Source organism: Flavobacterium aeripolare (genome assembly GCF_013294025.1).
GTDB lineage: Bacteria > Bacteroidota > Bacteroidia > Flavobacteriales > Flavobacteriaceae > Flavobacterium.
In genome coordinates, this window is the sequence record NZ_JABSNL010000001.1 from 267,651 (window position 1) to 291,209 (window position 23,559).

General features: G+C 34.3%; 19 protein-coding genes and 1 pseudogene. 10 read left to right on the plus strand and 10 right to left on the minus strand.

The features are described 5' to 3' along the window. Positions 1-119: 119 nt before the first annotated feature. Positions 120-2,450: an ATP-dependent helicase gene (locus HNQ00_RS01175; RefSeq protein WP_173836264.1), complete on the minus strand. Its 2,331-nt coding sequence runs from the start codon at positions 2,448-2,450 to the stop codon at positions 120-122. A 242-nt stretch (positions 2,451-2,692) separates the two neighbouring features. Next, positions 2,693-3,463, minus strand: a pseudogene (locus HNQ00_RS01180) (sulfite exporter TauE/SafE family protein). A 134-nt stretch (positions 3,464-3,597) separates the two neighbouring features. Between HNQ00_RS01180 and HNQ00_RS01185 the strand changes: the two are divergent. Next, complete coding sequence (locus HNQ00_RS01185) at positions 3,598-4,116, plus strand: DUF7935 family protein (protein WP_173836266.1); 519 nt, start codon at positions 3,598-3,600, stop codon at positions 4,114-4,116. Positions 4,117-4,139: 23 nt separating this feature from the next. Here HNQ00_RS01185 and HNQ00_RS01190 read toward each other — a convergent pair whose 3' ends face one another. Beyond that, positions 4,140-6,218 carry a M1 family metallopeptidase gene (locus tag HNQ00_RS01190; RefSeq protein ID WP_217425236.1) on the minus strand — a complete coding sequence of 693 codons (2,079 nt, stop codon included), beginning with the start codon at positions 6,216-6,218 and terminating at the stop codon, positions 4,140-4,142. A gap of 201 nt (positions 6,219-6,419) precedes the next feature. On the opposite strand from HNQ00_RS01190, the gene HNQ00_RS01195 reads away from it, so the two are divergent. Next, complete coding sequence (locus HNQ00_RS01195) at positions 6,420-7,175, plus strand: Dph6-related ATP pyrophosphatase (RefSeq protein ID WP_173836268.1); 756 nt, start codon at positions 6,420-6,422, stop codon at positions 7,173-7,175. 55 nt (positions 7,176-7,230) lie between these two features. On the opposite strand, the gene HNQ00_RS01200 is transcribed toward HNQ00_RS01195, so the two are convergent. Further along, a complete protein-coding gene (locus HNQ00_RS01200) occupies positions 7,231-7,779 on the minus strand; it encodes a DUF1697 domain-containing protein (RefSeq protein ID WP_173836270.1) in 549 nt (182 codons plus the stop codon). A gap of 59 nt (positions 7,780-7,838) precedes the next feature. After that, a complete protein-coding gene (locus HNQ00_RS01205) occupies positions 7,839-8,885 on the minus strand; it encodes a serine hydrolase domain-containing protein (protein ID WP_173836272.1) in 1,047 nt (348 codons plus the stop codon). Positions 8,886-9,371: 486 nt separating this feature from the next. On the opposite strand from HNQ00_RS01205, the gene porX reads away from it, so the two are divergent. The 5 genes from porX to HNQ00_RS01230 all read left to right on the plus strand — a co-directional run bounded on the left by porX (position 9,372) and on the right by HNQ00_RS01230 (position 13,607). Further along, positions 9,372-10,925, plus strand: a complete 1,554-nt coding sequence (gene porX, locus HNQ00_RS01210; protein ID WP_173836274.1) for a T9SS response regulator signal transducer PorX — start codon at positions 9,372-9,374, stop codon at positions 10,923-10,925. 94 nt (positions 10,926-11,019) lie between these two features. Beyond that, positions 11,020-11,427: a tRNA (adenosine(37)-N6)-threonylcarbamoyltransferase complex ATPase subunit type 1 TsaE gene (tsaE, locus tag HNQ00_RS01215; protein WP_173836276.1), complete on the plus strand. Its 408-nt coding sequence runs from the start codon at positions 11,020-11,022 to the stop codon at positions 11,425-11,427. Between the two features lie 2 nt (positions 11,428-11,429). Then, positions 11,430-11,909 carry a GNAT family N-acetyltransferase gene (locus HNQ00_RS01220; protein WP_254598411.1) on the plus strand — a complete coding sequence of 160 codons (480 nt, stop codon included), beginning with the start codon at positions 11,430-11,432 and terminating at the stop codon, positions 11,907-11,909. Between the two features lie 88 nt (positions 11,910-11,997). After that, positions 11,998-13,197: an alanine dehydrogenase gene (locus tag HNQ00_RS01225; protein WP_173836279.1), complete on the plus strand. Its 1,200-nt coding sequence runs from the start codon at positions 11,998-12,000 to the stop codon at positions 13,195-13,197. Between the two features lie 35 nt (positions 13,198-13,232). Next, positions 13,233-13,607, plus strand: a complete 375-nt coding sequence (locus HNQ00_RS01230) for a DUF4258 domain-containing protein (protein ID WP_173836281.1) — start codon at positions 13,233-13,235, stop codon at positions 13,605-13,607. A 154-nt stretch (positions 13,608-13,761) separates the two neighbouring features. Here HNQ00_RS01230 and ung read toward each other — a convergent pair whose 3' ends face one another. After that, the gene (gene ung / locus HNQ00_RS01235) at positions 13,762-14,433 is read right to left on the minus strand and encodes a uracil-DNA glycosylase (protein ID WP_173836283.1); all 672 of its coding nucleotides are present in this window, start codon (positions 14,431-14,433) and stop codon (positions 13,762-13,764) included. A gap of 201 nt (positions 14,434-14,634) precedes the next feature. On the opposite strand from ung, the gene HNQ00_RS01240 reads away from it, so the two are divergent. Both HNQ00_RS01240 and HNQ00_RS01245 read left to right on the plus strand, forming a co-directional pair. Next, positions 14,635-15,456, plus strand: coding sequence for a DUF3822 family protein (locus HNQ00_RS01240; protein WP_173836285.1), 822 nt, complete (start codon positions 14,635-14,637; stop codon positions 15,454-15,456). Further along, the gene (locus HNQ00_RS01245; RefSeq protein ID WP_026709112.1) at positions 15,453-16,046 is read left to right on the plus strand and encodes an RsmD family RNA methyltransferase; all 594 of its coding nucleotides are present in this window, start codon (positions 15,453-15,455) and stop codon (positions 16,044-16,046) included. The genes HNQ00_RS01240 and HNQ00_RS01245 overlap by 4 nt, the downstream gene beginning before the upstream one ends. Before the next feature lie 200 nt (positions 16,047-16,246). Here HNQ00_RS01245 and HNQ00_RS01250 read toward each other — a convergent pair whose 3' ends face one another. Next, positions 16,247-17,614 carry an NAD-dependent succinate-semialdehyde dehydrogenase gene (locus HNQ00_RS01250; RefSeq protein WP_173836287.1) on the minus strand — a complete coding sequence of 456 codons (1,368 nt, stop codon included), beginning with the start codon at positions 17,612-17,614 and terminating at the stop codon, positions 16,247-16,249. Positions 17,615-17,837: 223 nt separating this feature from the next. Between HNQ00_RS01250 and HNQ00_RS01255 the strand changes: the two genes are divergently transcribed. After that, a complete protein-coding gene (locus HNQ00_RS01255; protein WP_173836289.1) occupies positions 17,838-18,722 on the plus strand; it encodes an AraC family transcriptional regulator in 885 nt (294 codons plus the stop codon). Between the two features lie 58 nt (positions 18,723-18,780). Here the strand turns inward: HNQ00_RS01255 and HNQ00_RS01260 are convergent, their stop codons facing one another. The 3 genes from HNQ00_RS01260 to HNQ00_RS01270 form a co-directional block, all read right to left on the minus strand. Beyond that, a complete protein-coding gene (locus tag HNQ00_RS01260) occupies positions 18,781-20,610 on the minus strand; it encodes a PLP-dependent aminotransferase family protein (protein ID WP_173836291.1) in 1,830 nt (609 codons plus the stop codon). 203 nt (positions 20,611-20,813) lie between these two features. Next, positions 20,814-22,547 carry a response regulator gene (locus HNQ00_RS01265; protein WP_173836293.1) on the minus strand — a complete coding sequence of 578 codons (1,734 nt, stop codon included), beginning with the start codon at positions 22,545-22,547 and terminating at the stop codon, positions 20,814-20,816. 351 nt (positions 22,548-22,898) lie between these two features. Next, the gene (locus HNQ00_RS01270; RefSeq protein WP_173836295.1) at positions 22,899-23,555 is read right to left on the minus strand and encodes a DsbA family oxidoreductase; all 657 of its coding nucleotides are present in this window, start codon (positions 23,553-23,555) and stop codon (positions 22,899-22,901) included. Between the last annotated feature and the right edge of the window lie 4 nt (positions 23,556-23,559).

The following is a 23,559-nucleotide window of genomic DNA, read 5'->3' on the forward strand; positions in this document are numbered from 1 at the left end:
ATTATGTATCAAGAATTATTCCAAAAATTAAAATAGCAGTTTCCTAATCGCTAACGCATACTTGAATTGATTTCTAGCAAATTAAAAATGTATTGCAAAGCAATTTACTTTAAAATCACTTATCCTATAACATCTAACTTAGCAAAACGCAGCAGTAATTTTTTAAGTCCGCCAACTTCAAATTTGATTTCTGCTTTTTTATCAGCGCCTACTCCTTCGATATTTATAATTTGACCTTTACCAAAACGCTCGTGCATCACAATATTACCTGCAGATAAATTATTATCAAATAAATTAGGCCCTGCAGCATTAGGGTTTCCACCCAATGGTTTCAACTTTCTTACCGTCGCCTCTACCCTTTGACCAGGAACAACTTTTGGTGGTGGTGTTCCATTAGAAGGTTTAGACAATCTCATTTTTGATTTATCTACGTCCCCAAAAACGTCTTTATCAATAAGCGGCTTAAAACGGTAATTGCTCTCAGCAGGAGTTAGATATTCTAAAAACTGACCATCGATTTCCTCTATAAAACGGGAGGGTTCACTATCTGTTAATTTTCCCCAGCGGTATCGCGACTGTGAATACGTTAGGTAAGCTTGGTGCTCGGCACGGGTTAAAGCAACATAAAACAAGCGGCGTTCTTCTTCTAGTTCGCTTCTTGTGCTCATACTCATAGCACTAGGAAATAAATCTTCCTCCATTCCTACCACAAATACATGCGGGAATTCTAATCCTTTTGCAAGGTGAATAGTCATCAAGGCTACACGATCTTCATCATTAGTATCCTTGTCAAGATCTGTCGCTAAGGCTACATCTTCCATAAATTCAGCTAAGGCACCTCTAGCACCATCAACTTCCTTTTGACCTTCGGTAAAGTCTTTTAAACCATTTAATAGCTCTTCTATATTTTGAATTTTTGCCATTCCTTCTGGAGTAGCATCTTTTTTCAATTCTTGAACCAAACCTGTTTTTTTAGAAACGTGTTCTGTTACATAAAAAGCATCATGATTTTGATCAATTGCTTGAAAACTCAAAATCATCAACACAAAATCTTTTAATTTCTGCTTGGTTCCGTTATTCAACTTTAGATCAATCTTATCAATATTTTGCATTACTTCAAATATCGAACGCTTGTAATGATTTGCCGCTACAACTAATTTTTCAACAGTTGTATCCCCTATTCCTCTAGCCGGATAATTGATCACACGCATTAAAGCTTCTTCATCTTTAGGATTAATCACCAATCTTAAATAGCAAAGCACATCTTTAATCTCTTTTCTTTGATAAAAAGAAAGTCCGCCATAAATACGGTATGGAATATCACGTTTACGTAACGCATCTTCCATTGCACGTGACTGTGCATTAGTACGATACAAAATAGCAAATTGACCATTTGTCATCTGGTTTTGCATTTTTTGTTCGAAAATTGTACTAGCTACAAAACGTCCTTCTTCAGCATCAGTCATGCTTCGGTGCACTTTTATCTTGGGTCCAAATTCATTTGCTGTCCAAACAATCTTGTCTAGCTTAACCTTATTTTTATCTATAATTGTGTTGGCCGCTTCAACAATATTTCGCGTAGAGCGGTAGTTCTGTTCTAACTTAAACGTCTTAACCCCTTCATAATCTTTTTGAAAGTTTAAGATGTTGTTAATGTTTGCCCCCCTAAAAGCGTAGATACTTTGTGCATCGTCACCTACCACACAAATATTTTGAAATTTGTCTGATAATGCTCTTACGATTAGATACTGCGAGTGATTTGTATCTTGGTACTCATCAACCATGATGTATCTAAAACGGTTTTGATATTTAGCTAACACCTCAGGAAAACGCGTTAGCAATTCGTTGGTTTTAAGCAATAAATCATCAAAATCCATTGCGCCAGATTTGAAACATTTCTCTACATATTTCTCGTAGATTTCCCCCATTCTCGGTTTCTTAGACATCGCATCTGCTTCCTGTAATTCTTTATCATTAAAGTATGCTTTTACAGTAATCAAGCTGTTCTTAAAATTAGAAATCCTCCCTAAAACTTGCTTTGGTTTATAGACATCTCTGTCTAACTGCATCTCTTTAATAATTCCTGATATAGTTCTTAACGAATCTTGAGAATCATAAATAGTAAAGTTAGATGGATATCCTAATTTATCAGCCTCAGAACGAAGGATTTTAGCAAATACAGAGTGAAACGTTCCCATCCACAAATTTTTTGCCTCGCCTGACCCAACAATATCCGAGATACGCTTTTTCATTTCGCGTGCCGCTTTGTTTGTAAATGTTAGCGATAAAATATTGAAAGCATCGATTCCTTGGTGCATTAAATAAGCAATTCTTATTGTCAGTACACGTGTTTTACCTGAACCTGCTCCAGCGATAATAATCATCGGACCTTCTTTTTGCAATACAGGTTCGCGCTGTGCTTCGTTAAGTTGGGAAATATATTGTTGCATGAAAATTTTCTATTTGTGCAAAAATAAGAATTTCAGAGTTAATATGGTTGGAACTCATGCATTTTTACCACGAAACATATCAGGCTTTCTCATTTTTTTTATTCGAAAGAAAATCAGACTTGATAAGAGCATTTTGTGGACTACATAGAGAGTTAATAGTTTGTTTTCGAAAATAATAAAAAGAGTCGTATTACAATTTATTTTCGAAAATGAATAGGCTGTAAAAGTAGCTTAAAACAATATTAATCGTTCCAAAAAACATCATAAGCAAATCGGATCAATGTTCCTACAACCACCACCAAGAAGAAGATTCGAATAAATCCATTCCCTTTACTGATGGCTAACTTTGCTCCTAACCAACCCCCAAAAGCGTTGCAAGCAGCCATAGGTAAAGCAATTGCCCAGATAATCTTTCCTTTTAACGCAAAGAGACATATCGAACCAAAATTTGTTGCCAAGTTGACCATTTTAGCATTCGCAGAAGCGTGAAGAAAATCAAATCCCATCAAAGCAATGAAAGCTACAACAAAAAAACTTCCTGTTCCAGGACCAATAAAACCATCATAGAAACCAACAATAAAGCTAATCATTACTGCGTTCAAAATTAATTACCTCTCTGATAAATCTTTAGCAACATGCTGTCCAAAATTCTTTTTAGCATAGGTATAAACTGCTAATAAAGATAAAATAAAGAGTAGCAACGGCTTCATGAAATCGTTACTCATATAGGTGAGTAATGTCGAACCTAAAAACGCAGATGGCAACGCTAATGCCATCATAATAATTAGCAAGCGCCAGTTCATCGTAACCTTTTTTAAATACTGCGCTGCCGCAAAAGAGGTACCACTAAAAGCTGGAATTTTCAACGTTCCAATTACAGTTGAAACTGGTAAATTAGGTAGTAAAATAAGGGCTGCTGGGGTTTGGATTAATCCGCCACCACCTACGATGGCATCAATAAAACCAGCAATAAAGGCAGCAATGCAAAGAAAGACAATAATGTAGGTTTCCATAAAATTAAGGCAAAGATTGAAAAGTAGTGTAACTAACTTTTAATGCAAAAATACTCTTGACAATACTAAATAGCACCATATTATTCCATTAATTTAAAGTAAAAGTATATTTTTGCTTTTTAAATAAAAATATCATGAATTCTGTATTAATTGCGCAAATATTAGGGTACACCATTCCGTCCATAGCCACTGCTGCCATAGCATATTACTTTTTTAACACTCAATTAAATGAGCATTTAGAATTAAAAAAAGAACGGACAAATCACGATGATCGCTCAATTACCACAAATCGTTTGCAAGCGTATGAACGACTAACCTTGTTTCTAGAGAGGATACGCCCTTCACAACTTATGGTACGCATCACGCCTATCTCTACCCTTAAATTTGATTATCAAAATTATGTAATTGCGCAAATCGAGCAAGAATACGAACACAATATATCGCAACAGATATACCTAAGTGAAGAAAGCTGGTCAATTATCACAGCCGCAAAGAACGAAACAATACAACTAGTGAGAGTCGCTGCCAACATTGAGACAGTAACAAATGCAGATAGTTTAAGGGAATATGTATTAACAAATAATATGGATAGCACTGCGCCAAGCAAAGCGGCCTTGTTGTTTATGAAGCAAGAAGTTACACAGTTGTGGTAATTATTTTGTTTTTTAAAAAGTAGTTATTTAGGCTGAAGTTCAAGTAGCAACCTGTTCAATTGAAATTGTTCGCCTTCATTTAATGATGGTAAAACACGTTCAAAATCTAGGACCATTTGAGAGTCTTTAAGCATTAAACGGATGTTGTCACGACCAAATTTAGAAAATTGCCACATATGGTGCGTTGTAGCATTGACAAGATTAGCTAGTACAGTATCATTAATTAGTTTAAAGGTTAACAGTTTTTCTAAAGCATTTTGTCTTGTTGTCGCTTCATAATTTAAAGATGAATAGTTGATTAGCTCCTCAATTAAAGGTTCTTTATCAACGTTGTAATCTGCAGTCGATAGCGCTAACGATAACCACAAAGTGCGTAAATTGTAGTCATTAAAACCAATCCAATTTTTAGTTTCATTTAAGTAAGTAACGCGATTGCTAGGGAAATTATTCCATAAGTAGAACAACGCTATTTCCTGTGTTTGATACGACTTATCCTTTAATAAGGTTTCATATTCACTTTTAAAATCTACTGGAATTTTTGATAAACTAGCAGCTACCGCTTGACGAATTTGAATATTATTTGTCCCCATAGCAACCGATAACAAAGCCTTTTTTTCTTCAAAAACCTCAGATTTGAGTTGGTTAACAATCGCAATTTTTACTTGAAAGTAAGCATTCGATTTTAAGGTTTTAGTAAAGAACTCCTCTTTTTCATTAAGCGGTACTTTCTTTAACTTATCAATTTCAAAAAGCAATTGCATTGTTCTATTTTTCAATAGTAACTCATTAGATTGCTGTGTATTAAACGGTATTGATTCAAGCCAAACTTTGCTAAATTCATCACTATCAAAATGAGCTACTTTCTTAATTTCGTTAAACAAATCATCGGTAGTAACAGTCTGGTAAGCATACTTTTTTAAATAATTTTTAATTGCTTTTTTAAACGCTCTTTCTCCTACTGTCTCCCTAATTACAAACAGTGCCCAAGCTCCTTTTTGATAAAAACTCAACGAACTCGCTTTAGCATCTAGGACCGGAGCAGTGTCGGTGCGTGAGGCATATTTTATTTGCTGTGCTGACTCATACATTTTATAATAAAAATAGTCGTCTCCATAAATAGAAGACTCTGCCATTAAAGCGTAATAAGTAGCAAATCCTTCCTGTAACCAATGGTGTTTTCCACTTTGAGCTGTAACCAAATCTCCAAACCATTGGTGTGCTAATTCGTGCGCATTGACATAGCTGTAATTTCGATCCTCATAGCCCACACTATCCACAACATATCTGCTAGATAAAATGGTAGCCGAAGTATTCTCCATTCCTGCATATAAAAAATCTCTTGCTGGAATTTGGCTATAGCTTCCCCATGAGTATTTCACACCAATTTTCTTCTCTAAATAATCAAAAAGCTCTTTAGAATAACGATAAGTGGGTTCAAAACGAACACTGTCTTGCGGTTCAAAATAATTCACTAAAGCCACACCAGACTTGGATTGAATCACTTTTTTACTGTATTTACCTATAGCTAGCATCACTAAATACGAACTCATAGGTTCTTGCATTTTATATTCCCAATTAGTAGTATTATTAACCGTTTCCTTATTAGCTAATGATCCATTTGAAACAACCTCATACTGAGCATCAAATCCTATACTCAAATTAAAAATAACCTTCTCATTGACATCATCAAAACTAGGCAGCCAGTTGCTCGTATACCTGCCTTGACCCTGTGTCCAAATTTGTAAATTGTCCTTTGCCTCTGATCCTATAAAATACAAGGCTTGCTTAGGTTTTACACTGTATTTAAAGCTTAAAACTTGACTTCCTTCCTTAAAAGGATGCACAATTAAGAGTTCTTTTTTATTGTTTAAAAATTCTACAGAAATCCCGTCTAGTAATAAATCACTAAAGTTCATATTTTGCGCATCTATTTTGATGGTATCACTAGCTGATAACACGTCAAATTGATAGATTATATCACCTGAAACCACTTTACTAGCAACATCAATTGCGATCTTACCATTCATGGATTTAAAATCTACTTTTGCCGTTTGTTGAGCAAAGGCAGCTGTTGTAAGTAATAAGAAAAAGTATTTTATCATTGTATTTATTTGCAAGAAAGTCTCGGTCGTTATTATAAATATACTCCACAAACTAGGCTTTTTTATTTTCGAAAATAAATCAAACAATAGCGATCGTTTCTGGTCAAGCCAAAGTTACAAAGTTTTACACGTTTGTCATCATGACAAGAGTATAATCAGAAGCTAATTTTGTACGTTTGTAATCCCTAAAAAGATACTATTTTGACAAAGAAAGCCTTATTCAACTGGAGCAGCGGCAAAGATTCTGCATTAGCACTTTACAAAACATTGCAAAATCCAGATTATGAAATTAGTTGTTTACTTACCAGTGTGAACCAGCAATTTCAGCGAGTATCGATGCACGGCATTAGAATTTCACTGCTACAAGAACAAGCAAAGAGCATTGGAATACCACTTAAAATAATGGAAATTCCTGAAATGCCCACGATGGAAGTGTATGAAGAAGTCATGACTCAAACACTGACGCAGCTAAAGTCTGAAGGGGTAGATTACTCCATCTTTGGTGATATTTTCCTAGAAGATTTAAGAAAATACCGCGAAGAAAAATTAGAAACTATAGGATTTAAAGGCATCTTTCCACTTTGGAAAATACCAACTATGGATTTAATTCAAGAATTTATTTGCTTGGGTTTTAAAACCATTGTTGTATGTGTAAACGAGCACTTTCTAGACAAGAGTTTTGTAGGACGTGTAATTGACGAACAGTTTATCAAGGACTTACCTGCAAATGTAGATGTTTGTGGTGAGAATGGTGAATTTCATACTTTCACTTTTGATGGACCAATCTTTACAAAACCAGTTGATTTTGAAACAGGCGAAATCGTTTATAGAAAATACGAGAGACCTGAAAAGGAAGACAGCTCAGATAAAGCTTGCGATACTAGTGCCACAGACGCTTTTGACTACGGCTTTTGGTACTGTGATTTAGTTGCAAAAGACACTATCGACTCATTTTAAGTGCAAAATAAAATAAAGTAGCTATTTTAAAAAAAGCCAATCGTTTTGAGAGCAATTAGATGCGCTCCTCATACATTTTTAAAAGATTGGTAACTGAATTCCAGTTTCTAATGGTTGCAGTAAGATTGAGTTTCTTCTCTATGTATTTTTGGTCTAAACGCGTTTTCCCTGCTCCTACTGCATATTTTATAAATATTCTATTTTGATCCAAGGCAGCTACATCAGGCTTAAATTGACTGATTTTTAAATCATTAATATTCTCTGATTTCAACTCTTTAGATACAAAGGCCACGTAAAGTTTTTTCACATCAGCATCTTTCTCCTTTAAATAAGGGTTATTTTTAAAGCAATTTTGCAAATCACTAATCCCAATTACGATTGTAGGAACATCGTACCCAAAAGCTTTAAAAATCTCTTGTTTAATTATAAATCCTACTTTAGCGGCATTTACTTCCTCAGTATCAACAAACACATTCCCTGACTGCACATAGGTTTCCACATTTGTAAATCCTATTTTCTCTAAGGTTGTTTTCAACAAATCCATTTTGATCATGTTGTGTCCAGAAACATTGATTCCACGAAGTAAAGCGAGATGCGTAGTCATTTTTGAGTTTTTTTTAATTGTCACAAAGGTATCGTCTTTGTGATAGAAATCACAATTTATTATTTTACGCTATTCATGGACTTTAATAGCATCTCTTTAATTTGAGTGCCAAAATAATAACTCAAACTCATATCAGCATTTGACTGGTTTTCTAATACCACTAAGCTTGTTTTAGTTTCAGGAAAGTACACGTTTAAAGAAGCATAGCCATCTCCAAGACCGGTATGACCAATGTATTTTGTTTTCCCTAAATCGTTGATTCTAATACCGTATCCATATCCAGTTTTTTCTTTACCAAAGGCATCATGCTGCGCTAAAACTGCAGCAGTAATCATTTTAGCATAACTTTCTGGTTTTAAAATGGCGCCCTCATGTAAACTTTTATTCCATAAAGCCAAATCATGAACAGTACTAATCACTCCGGCGGCGGGAATACTCGACGCATTCTTCTTTATCTTTTTTGCAACCGTAAATGTATTGTTATCATTAGTGTTTCCTGCAACTAAATTAGGAGCGACCCTAGAAGCATTTGCTACAGTATTTTTCATTCCTAATTTTTTGAAAAGTGTTTCTGCAACTACCGTATAGCTTTTATTTGTAACAGCTGAAATAATTTCGCCCAGCAAAACATTAGATAAATTCCCGTATTTAAATTCGGTTCCAGCCTCAAACAGCAACGGTTTATTTAGTGTTGCAATACCATGAGTATGATTTAAAAGTTGATGTACAGTAACCTTCTTAGCCCAATCCTTTTTTAAACGAGGTAAATAAGTAATTATAGGAGCTTGTAAATCGACCGTTCCTCTCTCTACCTCTAATAAAATCAATACAGCGGTTATTTGTTTGCTATTCGAATTAATCACAAATTGATCGTTAACCTTTAATGTTTTTTTGTTTTTAAAAGTGTCATAACCTACTGCCTTCTCATAACGTACACTATCGTTTTGAGTAACCAGGACCACTCCATTAAAAGGTCTTGGGCTTACAAGCGTTAGCAAACTATCGATTTTTACGGTGTCGTTATCGCTCTTTTGGGCTTTGCTACAACTCGTACTTAATAAAAGTAAAAGACTAAGAGCAACAGTAATCTTAGATAGTATATTCATTATTTCTTATTGTAATTATTCACAATTAATTTGCTTAGCATCATTGTACTTACTGGAAAAGTAAACTTTTACAAAAATCAATGCTATCGAAAATTTGTATAAAAGGTACAACCAAATATTTATTTCCCATGAAAAAAAGGCCTATCTTACTTGGTTGCTTGACCATGCTTTTGCTCAGGAAATTGTACTGATAATAGCCATTAAAAGACAGCAGTTTTTAGATAGATTCATCAAACAAATTTGCTGTTTTTTAAATTGGTTCCAAATATAAGATTATTTCTATTAAATACTGATAATCTGAATTAGTGATTTTCACTCAATTAATGGATCGTGCATCAATGAATTGCAGCTAATTTAAGACTGCTGTTCAAAATTATCGGAACACTTTGGCACCTTGTTGAAGCTAAACTTTATAATAATATTAGTAACTATCCGTTGTAAAAAAATGTAATTTGGCACATTGATTAACACCGTTACACGAGAGATATGGACAAGATAAAAATACTTTGGGTTGATGATGAAATTGATTATTTAAAACCGCACATACTGTTTCTAGAGAAAAGAAATTATGCTGTGACTACCTGTAATAACGGTCGTGACGCTATTGATATATTTGACGAAGAGAATTTTGACGTTGTTTTTTTAGATGAAAACATGCCTGGTATGAGTGGTCTTGAAACCCTATCAGAGATGAAAGAGAAAAAGAATGCCATTCCTATGATTATGATCACAAAAAGTGAGGAGGAGTATATCATGGAAGAAGCCATAGGCTCTAAAATTGCTGATTACTTAATTAAACCAGTGAATCCAAACCAGATTTTGCTTAGTTTAAAAAAGAATCTCGATCACTCCAGATTAATTTCGCAAAAAACAACTCTTGATTACCAAAAAGAATTTAGGAAAATCACTATGGAAATGGCGATGGTAAATTCTTACGAAGATTGGATAGAATTGTACAAAAAATTGATATTCTGGGAGCTGCAATTGGAAACAATTAACGACCAAGGAATGATTACCATTTTAGAATCACAAAAAGCAGAAGCCAACTCAATGTTTGGAAAATTCATTGAACGCAACTACGAAGAATGGTTCTTACCTAGAGCGGACAAGCCCGTACTGTCTCACGAACTTTTTAAGGAAATTGTAGTTCCTGAATTAGTTAAAAAAGACAAACCAGTACTTTTTATCGTGATTGACAACCTGCGCTATGATCAATGGAAAACTTTTGAAAGTGTCGTTGCTGATTATTACAAGTTAGAAAAAGAAGTACCTTATTATTCTATATTACCCACCGCGACGCAATACGCACGTAACGCTATATTCTCTGGTTTACTACCTGTAGACATGGAGAAACAATTCCCAGAATACTGGAAAAATGATCCCGAAGAAGGTGGTAAAAACCTATTTGAAGCCGAGTTTCTATCTGCTCAATTAAAGCGATTGGGTCTTAAAATTAAAGAGGACTATTTCAAAATCACAAATTTAGCTTCGGGTAAAAAATTGGTTGAGAATTTTAAAGGATTAAAAGATAATGATTTAGTTACGGTAGTCTACAACTTTGTCGACATGTTATCACACGCTAAAACAGAAATGGATGTGGTAAAAGAGCTCGCATCTGATGATAAAGCTTACCGCTCATTAACGTTGAGTTGGTTTAAAAATTCCCCTTTACTAGAAATCATTCAACAGGCTCAAAAACTGGGATTCAAGTTGGTTTTAACTACAGATCATGGAACGATTAATGTAAAAAACCCTTCTAAGGTCGTGGGAGATAAAAACACGAGCTTGAATTTGCGTTACAAAACCGGTCGCAGCTTGACGTATGAACAAAAAGATGTTTATGCGGTAAAAGATCCTAAAAAAATAGGTTTACCTACCATTAATATGAGTAGTTCTTATATTTTTGCAAAGAATGATTTGTTTCTTGCTTATGTAAACAATTACAACCATTATGTGAGTTATTATAAAAACACCTATCAGCATGGTGGTATTTCACTGGAAGAAATGATTATTCCTTGCTTGGTGTTTAACCCAAAATAATATTCGAAATTATGTTTTGAATTGTACATTTTAAGCTGCAAAGTAAGCATTAACAGTAAAGTAATAGGTTCAGAACTTAAAATAATAAAGAGAGATGGAATTTATTTTTTCATTAGAAGATATCGCCTCTGTGGCAGAGATTATTGTGATTCAAAATCCGCATAAAGTGATTTTATTTCATGGTGAAATGGGTGCTGGCAAAACAACTTTTATCAAGCAATTTTGTAAAACGCTAGGTGTTACAGAAGCGACTAGTAGTCCTACCTTTTCATTAGTAAACGAATACCAAACCACAGACCATCAGACTGTTTACCATTTTGATTTCTACCGTTTAAAGAATGAAAATGAAGCGCTTGATATGGGTGCAGATGATTACTTCTACTCTGGGAATTGGTGTTTTATCGAATGGGCAGAGAACGTACCTAATTTAATTCCTGACGAACATAGCGTTATCACGATTGAGGTTCTAGAAGATGGCAAGCGTTTGCTTCATTTAAGATAATTATGAACATGAATAAAATTGATTTGGTCACGATTGTACCGTTTAGCCAAGAATATAAAACAGCAATTAAAACTCTAAATGAAGAGTGGTTGCAACTGCATTTTAAAATTGAAGCCGAAGACGAGCGCGTACTTTCTGATCCAAAAAAGCATATTATTGATCAAGGAGGTCACATATATTATGCGTTTTTAGAAAATCAAATTGTAGGTACTGTTTCCTTGATTAAAGTGAACGACAACGCCTATGAACTGAGTAAAATGGCTGTAAGTAGTAAATACCAAGGTTATGGCATTGGAAAAAAATTACTCGAACATGTTATTAAAGAGGCACAAGCTATTAAAATAGACAAGCTCCTACTCTATTCGAATAGAAAATTAAAATCAGCATTGCATCTTTATTATCAGCATGGATTTATCGAAGTGCCACTAGGAGCAACAAATTATGAACGTGCCGATATCAAGATGGAAAGAAATATGAAATAGTTTAAATCATTTGTTTAGAGATTTCTAAACATCTAATCGCCTATTTTTAATCTTTTTATGTATTTTTACTCTAAATTAGTATCACAAAATGTCAATATCATTATCACCATTTACAAAAGAACAATTGCTACCTCAAGAAGAAAAACTTGAAGTTGCACGACATAAAAGCGAGCTATTCATAGGGATTCCTAATGAAACTAGCTATCAAGAACGTCGTATTTGTTTGACTCCTGATGCCGTAAATTCACTTACTGCCCACGGTCACCGAGTAATGATTGAAGCTGGAGCGGGATTAAATTCTAGCTATTCAGATAAAGAATACAGTGACGCTGGAGCCGAAGTAACTAAGGATACTAAAAAAGTCTTTGGATGTCCGATGATCTTAAAAGTAGGAACTCCTACTCTAGAAGAAATCGCAATGATGAACAATCAAACAATTTTGATTTCGTCAATCCAATTAAAAACAAAAACAAAAGAATACTTTGAGGCGTTAAGCAAGAAAAAAATTACAGCTCTCGCATTCGAATATATAAAAGATCAAGATGGTTCGTACCCCGTAGTGCGTTCCTCTAGTGAAATCGCAGGAATTGCATCGGTACTCATCGCATCAGAATTGATGATTACAAACGAATTTGGAAAAGGACTCCTTTTTGGTAATATTACTGGTGTACCACCTACAGAGGTGGTCATTTTAGGCGCCGGGACTGTAGGAGAATTTGCTGCTAAAACCGCCTTAGGTTTGGGCGCAACAGTAAAAGTTTTTGATAATTCAATTACTAAATTACGCCGTTTACAAAACAATCTTAACCACCGTATTTTTACATCTACGATTCAATCAAAGGCCTTATTAAAAGCTCTACGACGTTGCGATGTCGCTATTGGTGGGATGCGCGGTATTGAACGTTGTCCAGTTGTTGTAACTGAAACTATGGTAGAACACATGAAAAGTGGTGCTGTAATTGTTGACGTGAGTATCGATACTGGAGGTTGTTTTGAAACTTCTGAAGTGACTACGCATGAAAAACCAACATTTATAAAAAGCAATGTTGTACACTATTGTGTCCCTAATATTCCGTCTCGTTATTCTAAAACGGCCTCGCTATCTATTAGCAATATTATCAGTCCGTTTATTATGAAAATCGCTGAAGATGGCGGTATTGAGAGCGCAATTCGTTGTGATGTTGGACTCAAACATGGTGTTTATTTATACCACGGTATTTTGACAAATAAAGCCATAGGTGACTGGTTTAATTTACCTAACAACGATATCAATTTAATTGTATTTTAAAGAATCTTTCCTTTACCTTTGCCAAAAAATAATTCATGAAATTTGCACAACGTTTCGCCTACTATTTAGTGGGATTAGTTCTAGGTCTTTTTTTTGTAGCACTAGTTTTCAGCGGTAAAGATACGCGCTGTAATTATTTTCCTAACGCTCGTGTTTTGAACGACATTAGAAACAAACCTTTTAATTATTCTGAAAAAGCTTCCCAAGTGCTTGCTGAGCCGTGGATTGACACTATCGATATTAAAAACACCTTGCAATATGGAGACGTAGATTTCGATAAAAGCAACACTGAGATGAATAAAGCTAAAGTGTATGTAATTGAAGGTAAAACAATGAAAAATATTCCTATCACTCTTAAAATTAGCAATCGTGCCGAAAAAGCAACGCTAGAAGATATTATAAAAAACTAGTACGTTTCTCTTTTGGGCGTGCCACCATAAATAAAAAGGAGCTAATCAGCGTTGTGTTGATTAGCTCCTTTTTATTTATGCTGTCGGGTCATCCGCTCTGCTTTGGCAGATTGCTACTACCCCTCACGCGATCTCTGCTTCTATTTACATAATCTTACACCCACTTTATCCCTGCTTTACCTTGACTCTCTAAGTAAGCATTCGTTTGACTAAAATGTTTATTACCAAACCATTTTCCTTGATTAGCACTCATAGGTGAAGGATGTCCTGATTCTAACACCAAGTGTTTTTCACGGTCAATCTTCAGCCCTTTTTTATGAGCAAAAGCACCCCAAAGTAAAAACACTACTCCTTCCTTCTCTTCTGAAATTTTTGCAATCACAGCATCAGTAAAGACACTCCATTTTAAATGTTTGTGACTATTAGGTTGGTCTTTTCTCACTGTTAATCCAGCATTTAAAAGCAGTACTCCTTGTTCTGCCCAATGTTTTAGATTACCTGATGCAGGTTCAAAAATATGACTTAAATCAGAACATAACTCTTTATTTATATTGCGCAATGATGGCGGAATACGTACTCCATCATTCACCGAAAAACTAAGTCCATTAGCCTCTCCTTGTCCGTGATAAGGATCTTGCCCTATAATTACAACTTTTAAATTTTCTAAAGAGCAAGTATTAAATGCTGAAAATATTAGATCTTGCGGCGGAAAACAGCTGTTCTCAGTATATTCTTTATCTAATTCAACAACCATTTCATCAAAATAAGGTGCGTTTAGCTGATGTGATAAAAAAGTAGTCCAATCTGGTGTGAGATTAATTTTCATAGTCTTGTGTTGAATTACAAATATAAACATAAGTGAATACGATGATCCATAATAGTATAAAAGTATAACTTTATATTATTTAAAAACAAAACCGCTAAATGGCAGCGACTGCAACCCATAAAAATAAAAAAATATTGTAAGTTTGTCGCTGAATTTGCATCCGGTAAACGGACTCATAAAATCCAAATTTAAACTGCAGCTATGGTCATTCCAGAAACAATTCAAATAGAAAAAACTAACAACCGACTCGCAATACAAGTCTCGTTGTCTGGGCTTTCTTATTGTTGTTTCAATACCTTAAACAATACGGTTAGTAGTTTCAATACTGTTGTTTTTGACCTAAGTAATCCTGAGATAAAGATCGAAGCACACTATGCTGCTGCTTTTGAAACCTATCCTGAATTAACTGCTCAGTATGACGAAATACAAGTTGTGCACAGCAATAGTCTTACTACCTTAGTCCCTGCCTCATTATTTGACGAGAACTATTTAGCGAGCTACATGCAATACAACACAAAGGTTTTTGAATCTGATTTTTTCTCTTATGATGCAATTACAGAATACCAGATTAATTTAGTGTACATTCCCTATGTCAATATTAATAATTTTTTAATCGACAAATACGGTAGTTTCGATTACAAACACGCTAACAGTGTGTTAGTAGGTAGATTGCTAGGTGAATCTAAAAATAGCGAACACAAAACAATGTACGTTCATTTTGATCAAAAACATTTTGAAATCGCAGTAATTCAAAACGAAAAGTTGCTACTTTTCAACTCTTTTGAATACAAAACGGTAGAAGACTTTATTTACTACATTCTTTTTACTGCTGAACAACTGAGTTTAAATCCAGAACATTTCCCGCTAACATTACTTGGAGACATTAGCACTGAAAGCGATTTCTACAAAATAGCTTATAAATACATTCGCAATGTTTCTCTACTTGATGTGGAGGATTTGCGATGGAACAATTACTTTTCTGAAGCCGAAAACAGAAAAAATTATATACTTTTCAACTCATGAGAATCATTTCAGGAAAATACAAAGGACGACGCATATCTCCACCTAAAGGCTTACCAGTACGCCCCACCACCGATATGTCTAAGGAAGCGTTGTTCAACGTTTTAAACAATCACTTTAATTTTGAAGGGTTAAAAGTGTTAGACCTTTTTGCAGGTACAGGAAATATAAGCTATGAATTTGCCTCTAGAGGAAGCACGCCAATTACTTCTGTAGATGGAGATTTTGGCTGTGTGAAATTTATAAAGCAAACGGCTAGTGAATATGATTTTAATATTGCTGCAACTAAAAGTGACGTTTTTAAATTTTTAGAGAAAAACAACGCTTCATTTGATATTGTATTTGCCGATCCTCCTTACGCTCTTGATCAAGCTACTTTTGAAAAAATAGTATTACTCGTTTTTGAAAGGAATACGCTTAATGAAGATGGGATGATGGTAATTGAACATTCTAAATACACAAAATTAGACCACATGATTCACTTTTCATTCAAGAAAAGTTATGGTGGATCTATATTTAGCTTTTTTGAACTGCCTTCAAATAGTGAGGAATTAGATCCTGAGTTATTTGAAAATGACGAAGAAGACGAATAATACATAACATTACACAACAAAAGCCTTAGTTCTCACTAAGGCTTTTTTATTGCTTTTTTTTTATTGTTCAAACTCAATGTTACTACATGGTTACGTAAACTATAAATAGTGATAGATAACACACATAATTTTACTCACATCAAGTTTCTCTTGTATTATTTATTAATTTGCAAAACATACACTTTGTTAAAAAACTCTTTTTAGTCTATCCAGATTGTCTTAGTATTTACAAATTCTTGAATTCCGTACGAAGCAAGCTCTCTACCATAACCACTGTTTTTAACTCCTCCAAAAGGCAAGCGAGGGTCAGAAACAACTAGTTTGTTAACAAAGCTGCTACCTGCTTCTAGCTGCAGTGCGATTTTTTCGCCACGTTCATTATTGCTGGTTAGCACACCTGATCCCAAACCAAATTGAGAATTATTAGCCAGTGCAATTGCATCAGCATCATCTTTAGCACGAATAACTGAAGCTACTGGACCAAACAATTCATTGTCAAATCCTTCCATGCCTGGTTTTAAATCAGCTAAAATTGTCGCTGGATAATACGCTCCTTTACTATCAGGGATGGTTCCTCCTATTACTAATCGACCTCCTTGAGAAACTGTTTTTAGCACTTGCTCATGTAGCTCGTCACGCAAATCTTTACGCGCCATAGGTCCGTAATAACTCGATTCATCTGTAGGTTCGCCCATTTTTGCCGCCTGCATCTTTTTTGTAAATAGCGCTAGAAACTCGTCATAGATAGCATCAAGAACCACAAAACGTTTGGCTGCAATACAGGTCTGCCCATTATTTTGCAAACGTCCAAAGGTTGCAAGGTCGGTTGCTTTTTCTAAATCAACATCATCAAGGACAATGTAAGCATCACTACCACCGAGTTCCATTACCGTTTTCTTTAAATTCTGTCCGGCGATAGAAGCCACTGAACGTCCCGCAGGGTCGCTACCTGTTAAAGTGATTGCTACAATATTTTTATCCTCGATCACTTCTTTAACAAGTTTAGAGTCGATGTTTAAGTTGTTAAAAGCACCAACAGGAAAACCTGCTTTTTCAAATGCTTGTTGTATCGCTAAGGCACATCCTTGTACATTAGAAGCATGTTTTAATACTGCTGTATTTCCAGCCATCAACGCAGGAACAGCAAACCTAATAACTTGATAAAAAGGAAAGTTCCATGGCATTACTGCTAGTATTATTCCAAGTGGCTGAAAAGTAACATAACTCTTAGTCGCTTCTGTAGCCACACTTTTATCTGCTAGTAATTCTTGTGTGTGCTCAGCATAATAGCGACAAATTAAAGCGCATTTTTCGATCTCTTTTCTAGACTGTCCTATCACCTTACCCATTTCACGAGTGGCTAACTGCGCATACTCTTCTTTGTTTTCTTCAAAAATAGTAGCTAGGCTATTCATCAATTTTGCACGCTCTGAAAAGCTTTTCATTTTCCAGGATGCATACACTTGTTGTGCTGTTGCAATTTTATCTTTTGCCTCTTGACCAGATATGCGGTCGTAAGATGCTATATTTTCTCCCGTAGCGGGATTTATTGTTGTCGTTGAGCTCATGATATTAATTTTATATAATCATTAAAATTACTTAATCAGATGCAAACTATGGAATCTTGTATGCTAATTAATTGCTAATTTTTAGTCTTACTCTATTTGCAGCGCTGTAATAGGAGACTGTAAAACAAAAAAGGACTACCAATGGTAACTTTAAAGGTTAATAAACCCTGAAAGTTACCTTGAATAGCTAATAATTACTATTTTTGTTAGAAAAAACGAGCTTATGCAAGTAATTGAATCCTACAAACCTTTTGAAATACAAGAAATTGAATTAACATCATGGGAACAAAGACCTGTGAAAAATAATTTTTTCGAATTGGTCTTGGTGAAAAAAGGTAGCGGTACACAGTGCATCAATTACAATCACTATTCCTATAATGAAAACAGCATCTTTTTATTACCACCTTTAAAGTGTCATTCTTTTACTATCGAACAACCATCAAAATTTGTGTTTTTAAAGTTTAACGATGCTATTTTTAAAAGTGCTAACCGACTCTCAATTGATCGCAACGAGTGGTTTAAAGAAGCTTCTTATATTTTATCTAATTATAATCAAATGCCGGGTGACATTATTAAAAGCGATTTAGATAGAAATTACCTGAAACAGCTTATAGAAATGATCTTACTGGAAACAGAAAGCGATGGTGATGAAGCCGTAGGTTTTATCATGAGCCTAATGATGAGCATTCTAGAAATACTGATTCGGAATATTAAGAAAGGTAGTTTTAACGAACTAAGTATTGGTAATAACGACGAACGCATTACAAAGATGCTAACGTATATAAATGAACATATTGACAAGCCAGATTTAGTGAAAATTGATAATTTGGCTCAAACATTTGCAATGTCCCCCACTTATGTGAGTGAATATTTTAGAAAGCAAGTCCATATCCCTTTGAGGGAATATATTATTAAAGCAAAATTAAAACTAGTCGAAATTAGATTGTTAAATTCTGCTTTCACAGTCACTGAAATAGCCGATGATTTAGGATTTACAGATGTTAGTCATCTTTCAAAAACCTTCAAGAAATACTCAGGAAAGTCTATTCGCCAATTTAAATTAGAGGGAGAATACGTATTGTTAAAAAGAACTACTTGTTCTGCTTAAGCCGCAGCATCATTTAAAATTAAAAAAGGGAGATTCATACAGAATCTCCCTTTTTTATTTACATACTTTTCACAAACTCTAAGAAGACTTGCTTATGTTTTTCCAGGTCCAAATCTGGCGAAAGCGAAGCTCTTACAATATAATCTTTATCACCTTCCTTAGTTGTCCCTTGTGTTGACGTCGCTGGAATTGTCCAGTAACAACCTTTAAGTTGGCCGTAACTTACGCAAAACTTACTTTCATTAGGAATTTCAGTTATCATCATATTAATTAATTTGAGATTTAGTGCTCTTTTATGAGCCTCTTTCTCCTCTGGACTGTTTCCCTTTGTAGGTAAATCTAATGAAAACACAGAAGGCATAAATCCTTGCTCTGCTAGTTCTTCTGAAACAAAATTTATTTTGGCATCAGCCAGAACTTCGTGAATATAATTCACAAACAGTCGTGTGTTTTTATATGCAGCTTCAATTCGTTGATTCATCGAAGGCAATTGTTTTGCTAATATCTCATATTGAAAATCAGTTGCTTCATTATCGCACAAACTTAAATGCAGCGCAATCTTACTCATTAAAGCAGTTGTATTGTTGTTACCCACACAGTATCCTGCAGTACATTGTCCGCCACTAGGGAACTTTGAGCCACTGGCAAACGAGATAGTGCGTACACTTGACAACACCGCCCCTTCTCCTAAGAAATTTACATTAGGACAAAATGTTTGATCTAAAATAAAAACAGGATCAATTGCCTTGTTTCCCGCGGGAGTGGTACGAACTTTACTTAAAGTAGCTTTTAAATCAGCTAAATTAGGCACTTCGACTCTTGGATTTGTAGGTATCTCTGCAATAATTAATGGAACAGCATCTTCTTGAGCCATCGCAGTCAAAACGCTCTCAATACTTTGCACCATGTCATTATCACCGTCTACTAGTAAATCAACAATAGAAACAGCAGCTATACTCTCAGCAACACGTCGCGCTTGATCATTTGTTCCTCCATAACAATTAGGGGGAACTATAATTTTAATTGCTTTTCCTTTGTGATTTTCTAAGGCATCATGAACTAATCCCATCAAAATCGCATATTGAATTGATAAACCACTAGAAGCTACTAATGGAGCAATTGTAGTATTAGTTATTTCGCGTATTGATGCTAATGTAGCCGTTTTATCTTGCTGTAATGTACTTGCATAATATTCAAAAGCAGTTTGAGTAACTAATGATTTTAGCGCAGTCATGCAATTTATTGGTGTCATTGCTACCGTTTCTCTTCTACGTACGTGCTGAATATCTGATATGTATTTTTTATTATCATCGCCGTTCACAACAAGAACACTTCCCAAATGATCATAAAGACCAATATAAAAGTCAATACTATCATTTAAAGCGACTCTTCCAAATTCTTTTTCGGCTGTAACATATACTGTACTACCATCAAATTTTGTTTCTACTAAGCTACTTCCAACTTTTCTAAGATCAAAGTTATAACCATATATTTCTTTGACAATAGCCGCATCAAATATTTTATCTAAAGCTCCGTCGTGTAAGATTTGCGTTTTTTTACCTTCTAGAGCATTCTTTCTCAAAATAGAAAGTACCGGAACAGTTTTAGACGAAAAACTAATTACATTCTCTGAATCTACCGCGCTTAATTTTGCTATAGCCCATTCTAAAACGCAAGACAATGGATGACCTAACCTAATATAATCGTAAGCTGTAGGTAATTCATTAAGTGCGGTGGTAGTAGCAACATTATCTTTGTATAACGTCTCGAACTGATCTAAAAATTCAGTCTTAGCTAACTCTTCATTGTAAATATCTAGTCTATGTGTAGTGGTAAGAAGCCAACCAGCAGGCATGTTTTTAAGAACTTCTTTGATATAATTTCTCATGTATTTTGCTTTTTTAATTTCTAAATTAGAAAGTAATACAAAATTACAATAATTTGGGAAGGCATGAAAGCCTAGCACTAGCTTTTATCACCCTCAGTTCTTTTTTCGAATACAGTGAAAATTATTAAAGCAGCCTATGGTTTAAACGCGCTATAAAGATTAGAAGTCAGCTGATAGCTATTTTAAATTTATAGCTACCATTATTAGTTTTTAAGTAGACTATTCTGAATCACTTTAAGAAGTTCATTTATTTCAAAAGGCTTAGTCACAAAATCATTCATTCCTGCATTTGAGCATTCAAAGAGCTCTTTTTCACCTACGTTTGCTGTCAAAGCAATGATAGGAACCGTTTTTTTATTTTTTTTATTAAGGTTTCTTATATGTTTTGTAGCTGTAATTCCGTCCATTACTGGCATTAAAACATCCATCAAGATCAAGTCAAAATCATTTTCCTTAACAATATTTAGCGCTTCTAAACCATTGTAAGCAATAGTTACAGTACTGTTTTTTAATTTATTTTTAAGTTGTTTTTCTAATACCATTAAGTTGATTTTATTATCATCAACAATAAGTATATTCAAAGCAGTTAATTTAAAATCTGATTGAGAACTCTCTAATTCTTGCTCATTTTCAATCACAATAGGAAGCGGTAAATCGATAAAGAAAGTTGTTCCTGTACCAGCAACAGACTCAAATCTAATTTGGCCATGCATTAAATCCAGTAATCCTTTTGAAATTGTCAATCCTAAACCAACACTGTTTGTAGAGGAATTTGTGGTAGCGTATTTCTGAAAAAGCCTAGTTCCTAATTCTTCACTTATACCAGATCCAGTATCAGAAATTTGTATTGTCAAATTAAATTCTTGAGCATTTTCATCGTTGTATGAACCTCCTACAATCATTTCGATCTTCCCCTCTTGAGTATATTCGATTGCATTGTTTAATAGGTTTAGAATAATTTGGTTAATTCTATTTCTATCTCCATATACCTTCGTAGGTAAGCTATCGTTAACGATAAAATTAAAAGTCAATCCTTTTTCTAATGCTAATCTTTCGTTCATTTTAAACGAAGAACTCAAAGCACTATTTAAGTCAAATGACGAATATTGCAATGAGAATGCGCCATCATTTAACTTAGTGAAATCCAAAATATTATTAACTAAAGCCAATAAATGATTGGAAGAATAGTCCATTAACTCTAAGAGATGTTTATTTTCCTCTGTATGATCATTACTTTTTAAAATATCAGAGATCCCTTTAATTGCATTTAGTGGTGTCCGTATCTCGTGACTCATAATGGCAAAAAACGATTCTTTATTGATTTGGAGTTTCTTCAGCTTTACCCTTGATTCTTCCAACTCGATATTTTTATTTTTTAAATCCTCAATGATATACTTAACTAAATTTGTTCGTGCAGTTAACAGCACTATTAAGTAAATCATGATCATTATTACAGTAAAGTAAAAGAATTCATTGTAAATGTCTTTATTATAATTGTAAATCCCACCCAAGTCATATCCAAAGTAATCAAAATAGATAATGGTGGGAACTGTAATAGCAACATATAAAATTGCATACAAAACCAGCCTATGATAGCGTATAATAATAAGTAAGACAACGGGTATGATATAAAGGAGTACGGTAAAATTAAAAAACTTACCGTACAGTATGTAGGCGTATGTAAAATAAGCCATCAACATATAGGTAGAAATAAGCGCTTTCTTTGAAAATCGCAATGTTTTTGTACTAGAAAAGTATACAAATACTAAAAAGATTGGTATACTACCCCAAGCAACATAATTCAATTCAATATAGAACAAGAATACAGTAACAATAAAAAATTGCGCTGTAAAGAAGTTAAAACTAAAATTATTAAGTTTACTAAATTTATATAATGGTCGTTTTACTGAAGGCTGTGGGGATTCTGGGTTTTCCATAAAATAAAAGTGGTAGTACGTTACAATTATCTACTTATTACTAGTTAAAAATACACTTTTTAACAGGAAAAACAAATTAAAAACGAAATCAATTAGGCATGCATACTATTTTCCTTAATTGTGAGCTATTACATTAGCTTAGAACTATTCAAACACTACAACAGCTGTACAATTAATGTGCGGTAAATTATTCTCAAAGATTTAATAAAACTAGCTACAATCTCCTAATTTTTATAATCTAAAAGTACAATGCGAACAAAAAGTGTTTCGGAAATTAATGTAAAAAAAAAAGCAAGGTTAAAAAACAGTGATAATGCTTTTTAACCTCGCTTATTATAAGTGTTACTTTAACTACACTGTGGTTTGACTATCAAGTAATTCTTTTAAAATATTCTTGAATGTATCTACCGGTTGCGCTCCAGTAACAGCGCTTTTTCTATTAAATACGACTGTTGGCACCGAGTTCACTCCCATGTCTTTCCAATATTGCTGCTTATCTCTTACATCTTTTTCTACTGTTTTGTCATCAAGTTTCGATAATCCTTCATCAGCATTTAAACCTACTTTAAGCATGGCTTCTCTTAAAACTTCACGATTAGAAACGTCTTTTTGATCTGTAAAGAAAAACGCTATCAATGCTAAATTTAATTCGGTTTGTTTTCCAAATTGCGCTGCATAGTCAAGCAATACGTGCGCTTCAAAGGTGTTTACCATGCGCATTTCCTGATTATAATTGAACGCAAAATCGAGTTCGGCTCCCGCTTGTGTCATTCTTTGCTGCGATTCGTCTTGTTGTTGCTCATTCGAACCATATTTTTCAGAAATGTGCTCTCTCAAGTCCTGCCCTTCCTTTGGCATATAAGGATTAAGTTCAAATGGTTGCCATTCGATCGTAACCTGATCTTCAATTCCCATTTCGATTATTGCTTTTTCTAATCTCTTATATCCTATTATGCACCATGGGCACACCACATCTGATACAATATCTATTTTTATTTTATCTTTCATAACT

Bases quoted from the DNA above. Each gene is read 5' to 3' on its own strand.
- HNQ00_RS01175 (WP_173836264.1), bottom strand. From the start codon at position 2,450: ATGCAACAATATATTTCCCAACTTAACGAAGCACAGCGCGAACCTGTA.
- HNQ00_RS01185 (WP_173836266.1), top strand. From the start codon at position 3,598: ATGAATTCTGTATTAATTGCGCAAATATTAGGGTACACCATTCCGTCC.
- HNQ00_RS01190 (WP_217425236.1), bottom strand. From the start codon at position 6,218: ATGATAAAATACTTTTTCTTATTACTTACAACAGCTGCCTTTGCTCAA.
- HNQ00_RS01200 (WP_173836270.1), bottom strand. From the start codon at position 7,779: ATGACTACGCATCTCGCTTTACTTCGTGGAATCAATGTTTCTGGACAC.
- HNQ00_RS01205 (WP_173836272.1), bottom strand. From the start codon at position 8,885: ATGAATATACTATCTAAGATTACTGTTGCTCTTAGTCTTTTACTTTTA.
- porX (WP_173836274.1), top strand. From the start codon at position 9,372: ATGGACAAGATAAAAATACTTTGGGTTGATGATGAAATTGATTATTTA.
- tsaE (WP_173836276.1), top strand. From the start codon at position 11,020: ATGGAATTTATTTTTTCATTAGAAGATATCGCCTCTGTGGCAGAGATT.
- HNQ00_RS01220 (WP_254598411.1), top strand. From the start codon at position 11,430: ATGAACATGAATAAAATTGATTTGGTCACGATTGTACCGTTTAGCCAA.
- HNQ00_RS01225 (WP_173836279.1), top strand. From the start codon at position 11,998: ATGTCAATATCATTATCACCATTTACAAAAGAACAATTGCTACCTCAA.
- HNQ00_RS01230 (WP_173836281.1), top strand. From the start codon at position 13,233: ATGAAATTTGCACAACGTTTCGCCTACTATTTAGTGGGATTAGTTCTA.
- ung (WP_173836283.1), bottom strand. From the start codon at position 14,433: ATGAAAATTAATCTCACACCAGATTGGACTACTTTTTTATCACATCAG.
- HNQ00_RS01240 (WP_173836285.1), top strand. From the start codon at position 14,635: ATGGTCATTCCAGAAACAATTCAAATAGAAAAAACTAACAACCGACTC.
- HNQ00_RS01245 (WP_026709112.1), top strand. From the start codon at position 15,453: ATGAGAATCATTTCAGGAAAATACAAAGGACGACGCATATCTCCACCT.
- HNQ00_RS01250 (WP_173836287.1), bottom strand. From the start codon at position 17,614: ATGAGCTCAACGACAACAATAAATCCCGCTACGGGAGAAAATATAGCA.
- HNQ00_RS01255 (WP_173836289.1), top strand. From the start codon at position 17,838: ATGCAAGTAATTGAATCCTACAAACCTTTTGAAATACAAGAAATTGAA.
- HNQ00_RS01260 (WP_173836291.1), bottom strand. From the start codon at position 20,610: ATGAGAAATTATATCAAAGAAGTTCTTAAAAACATGCCTGCTGGTTGG.
- HNQ00_RS01265 (WP_173836293.1), bottom strand. From the start codon at position 22,547: ATGGAAAACCCAGAATCCCCACAGCCTTCAGTAAAACGACCATTATAT.
- HNQ00_RS01270 (WP_173836295.1), bottom strand. From the start codon at position 23,555: ATGAAAGATAAAATAAAAATAGATATTGTATCAGATGTGGTGTGCCCA.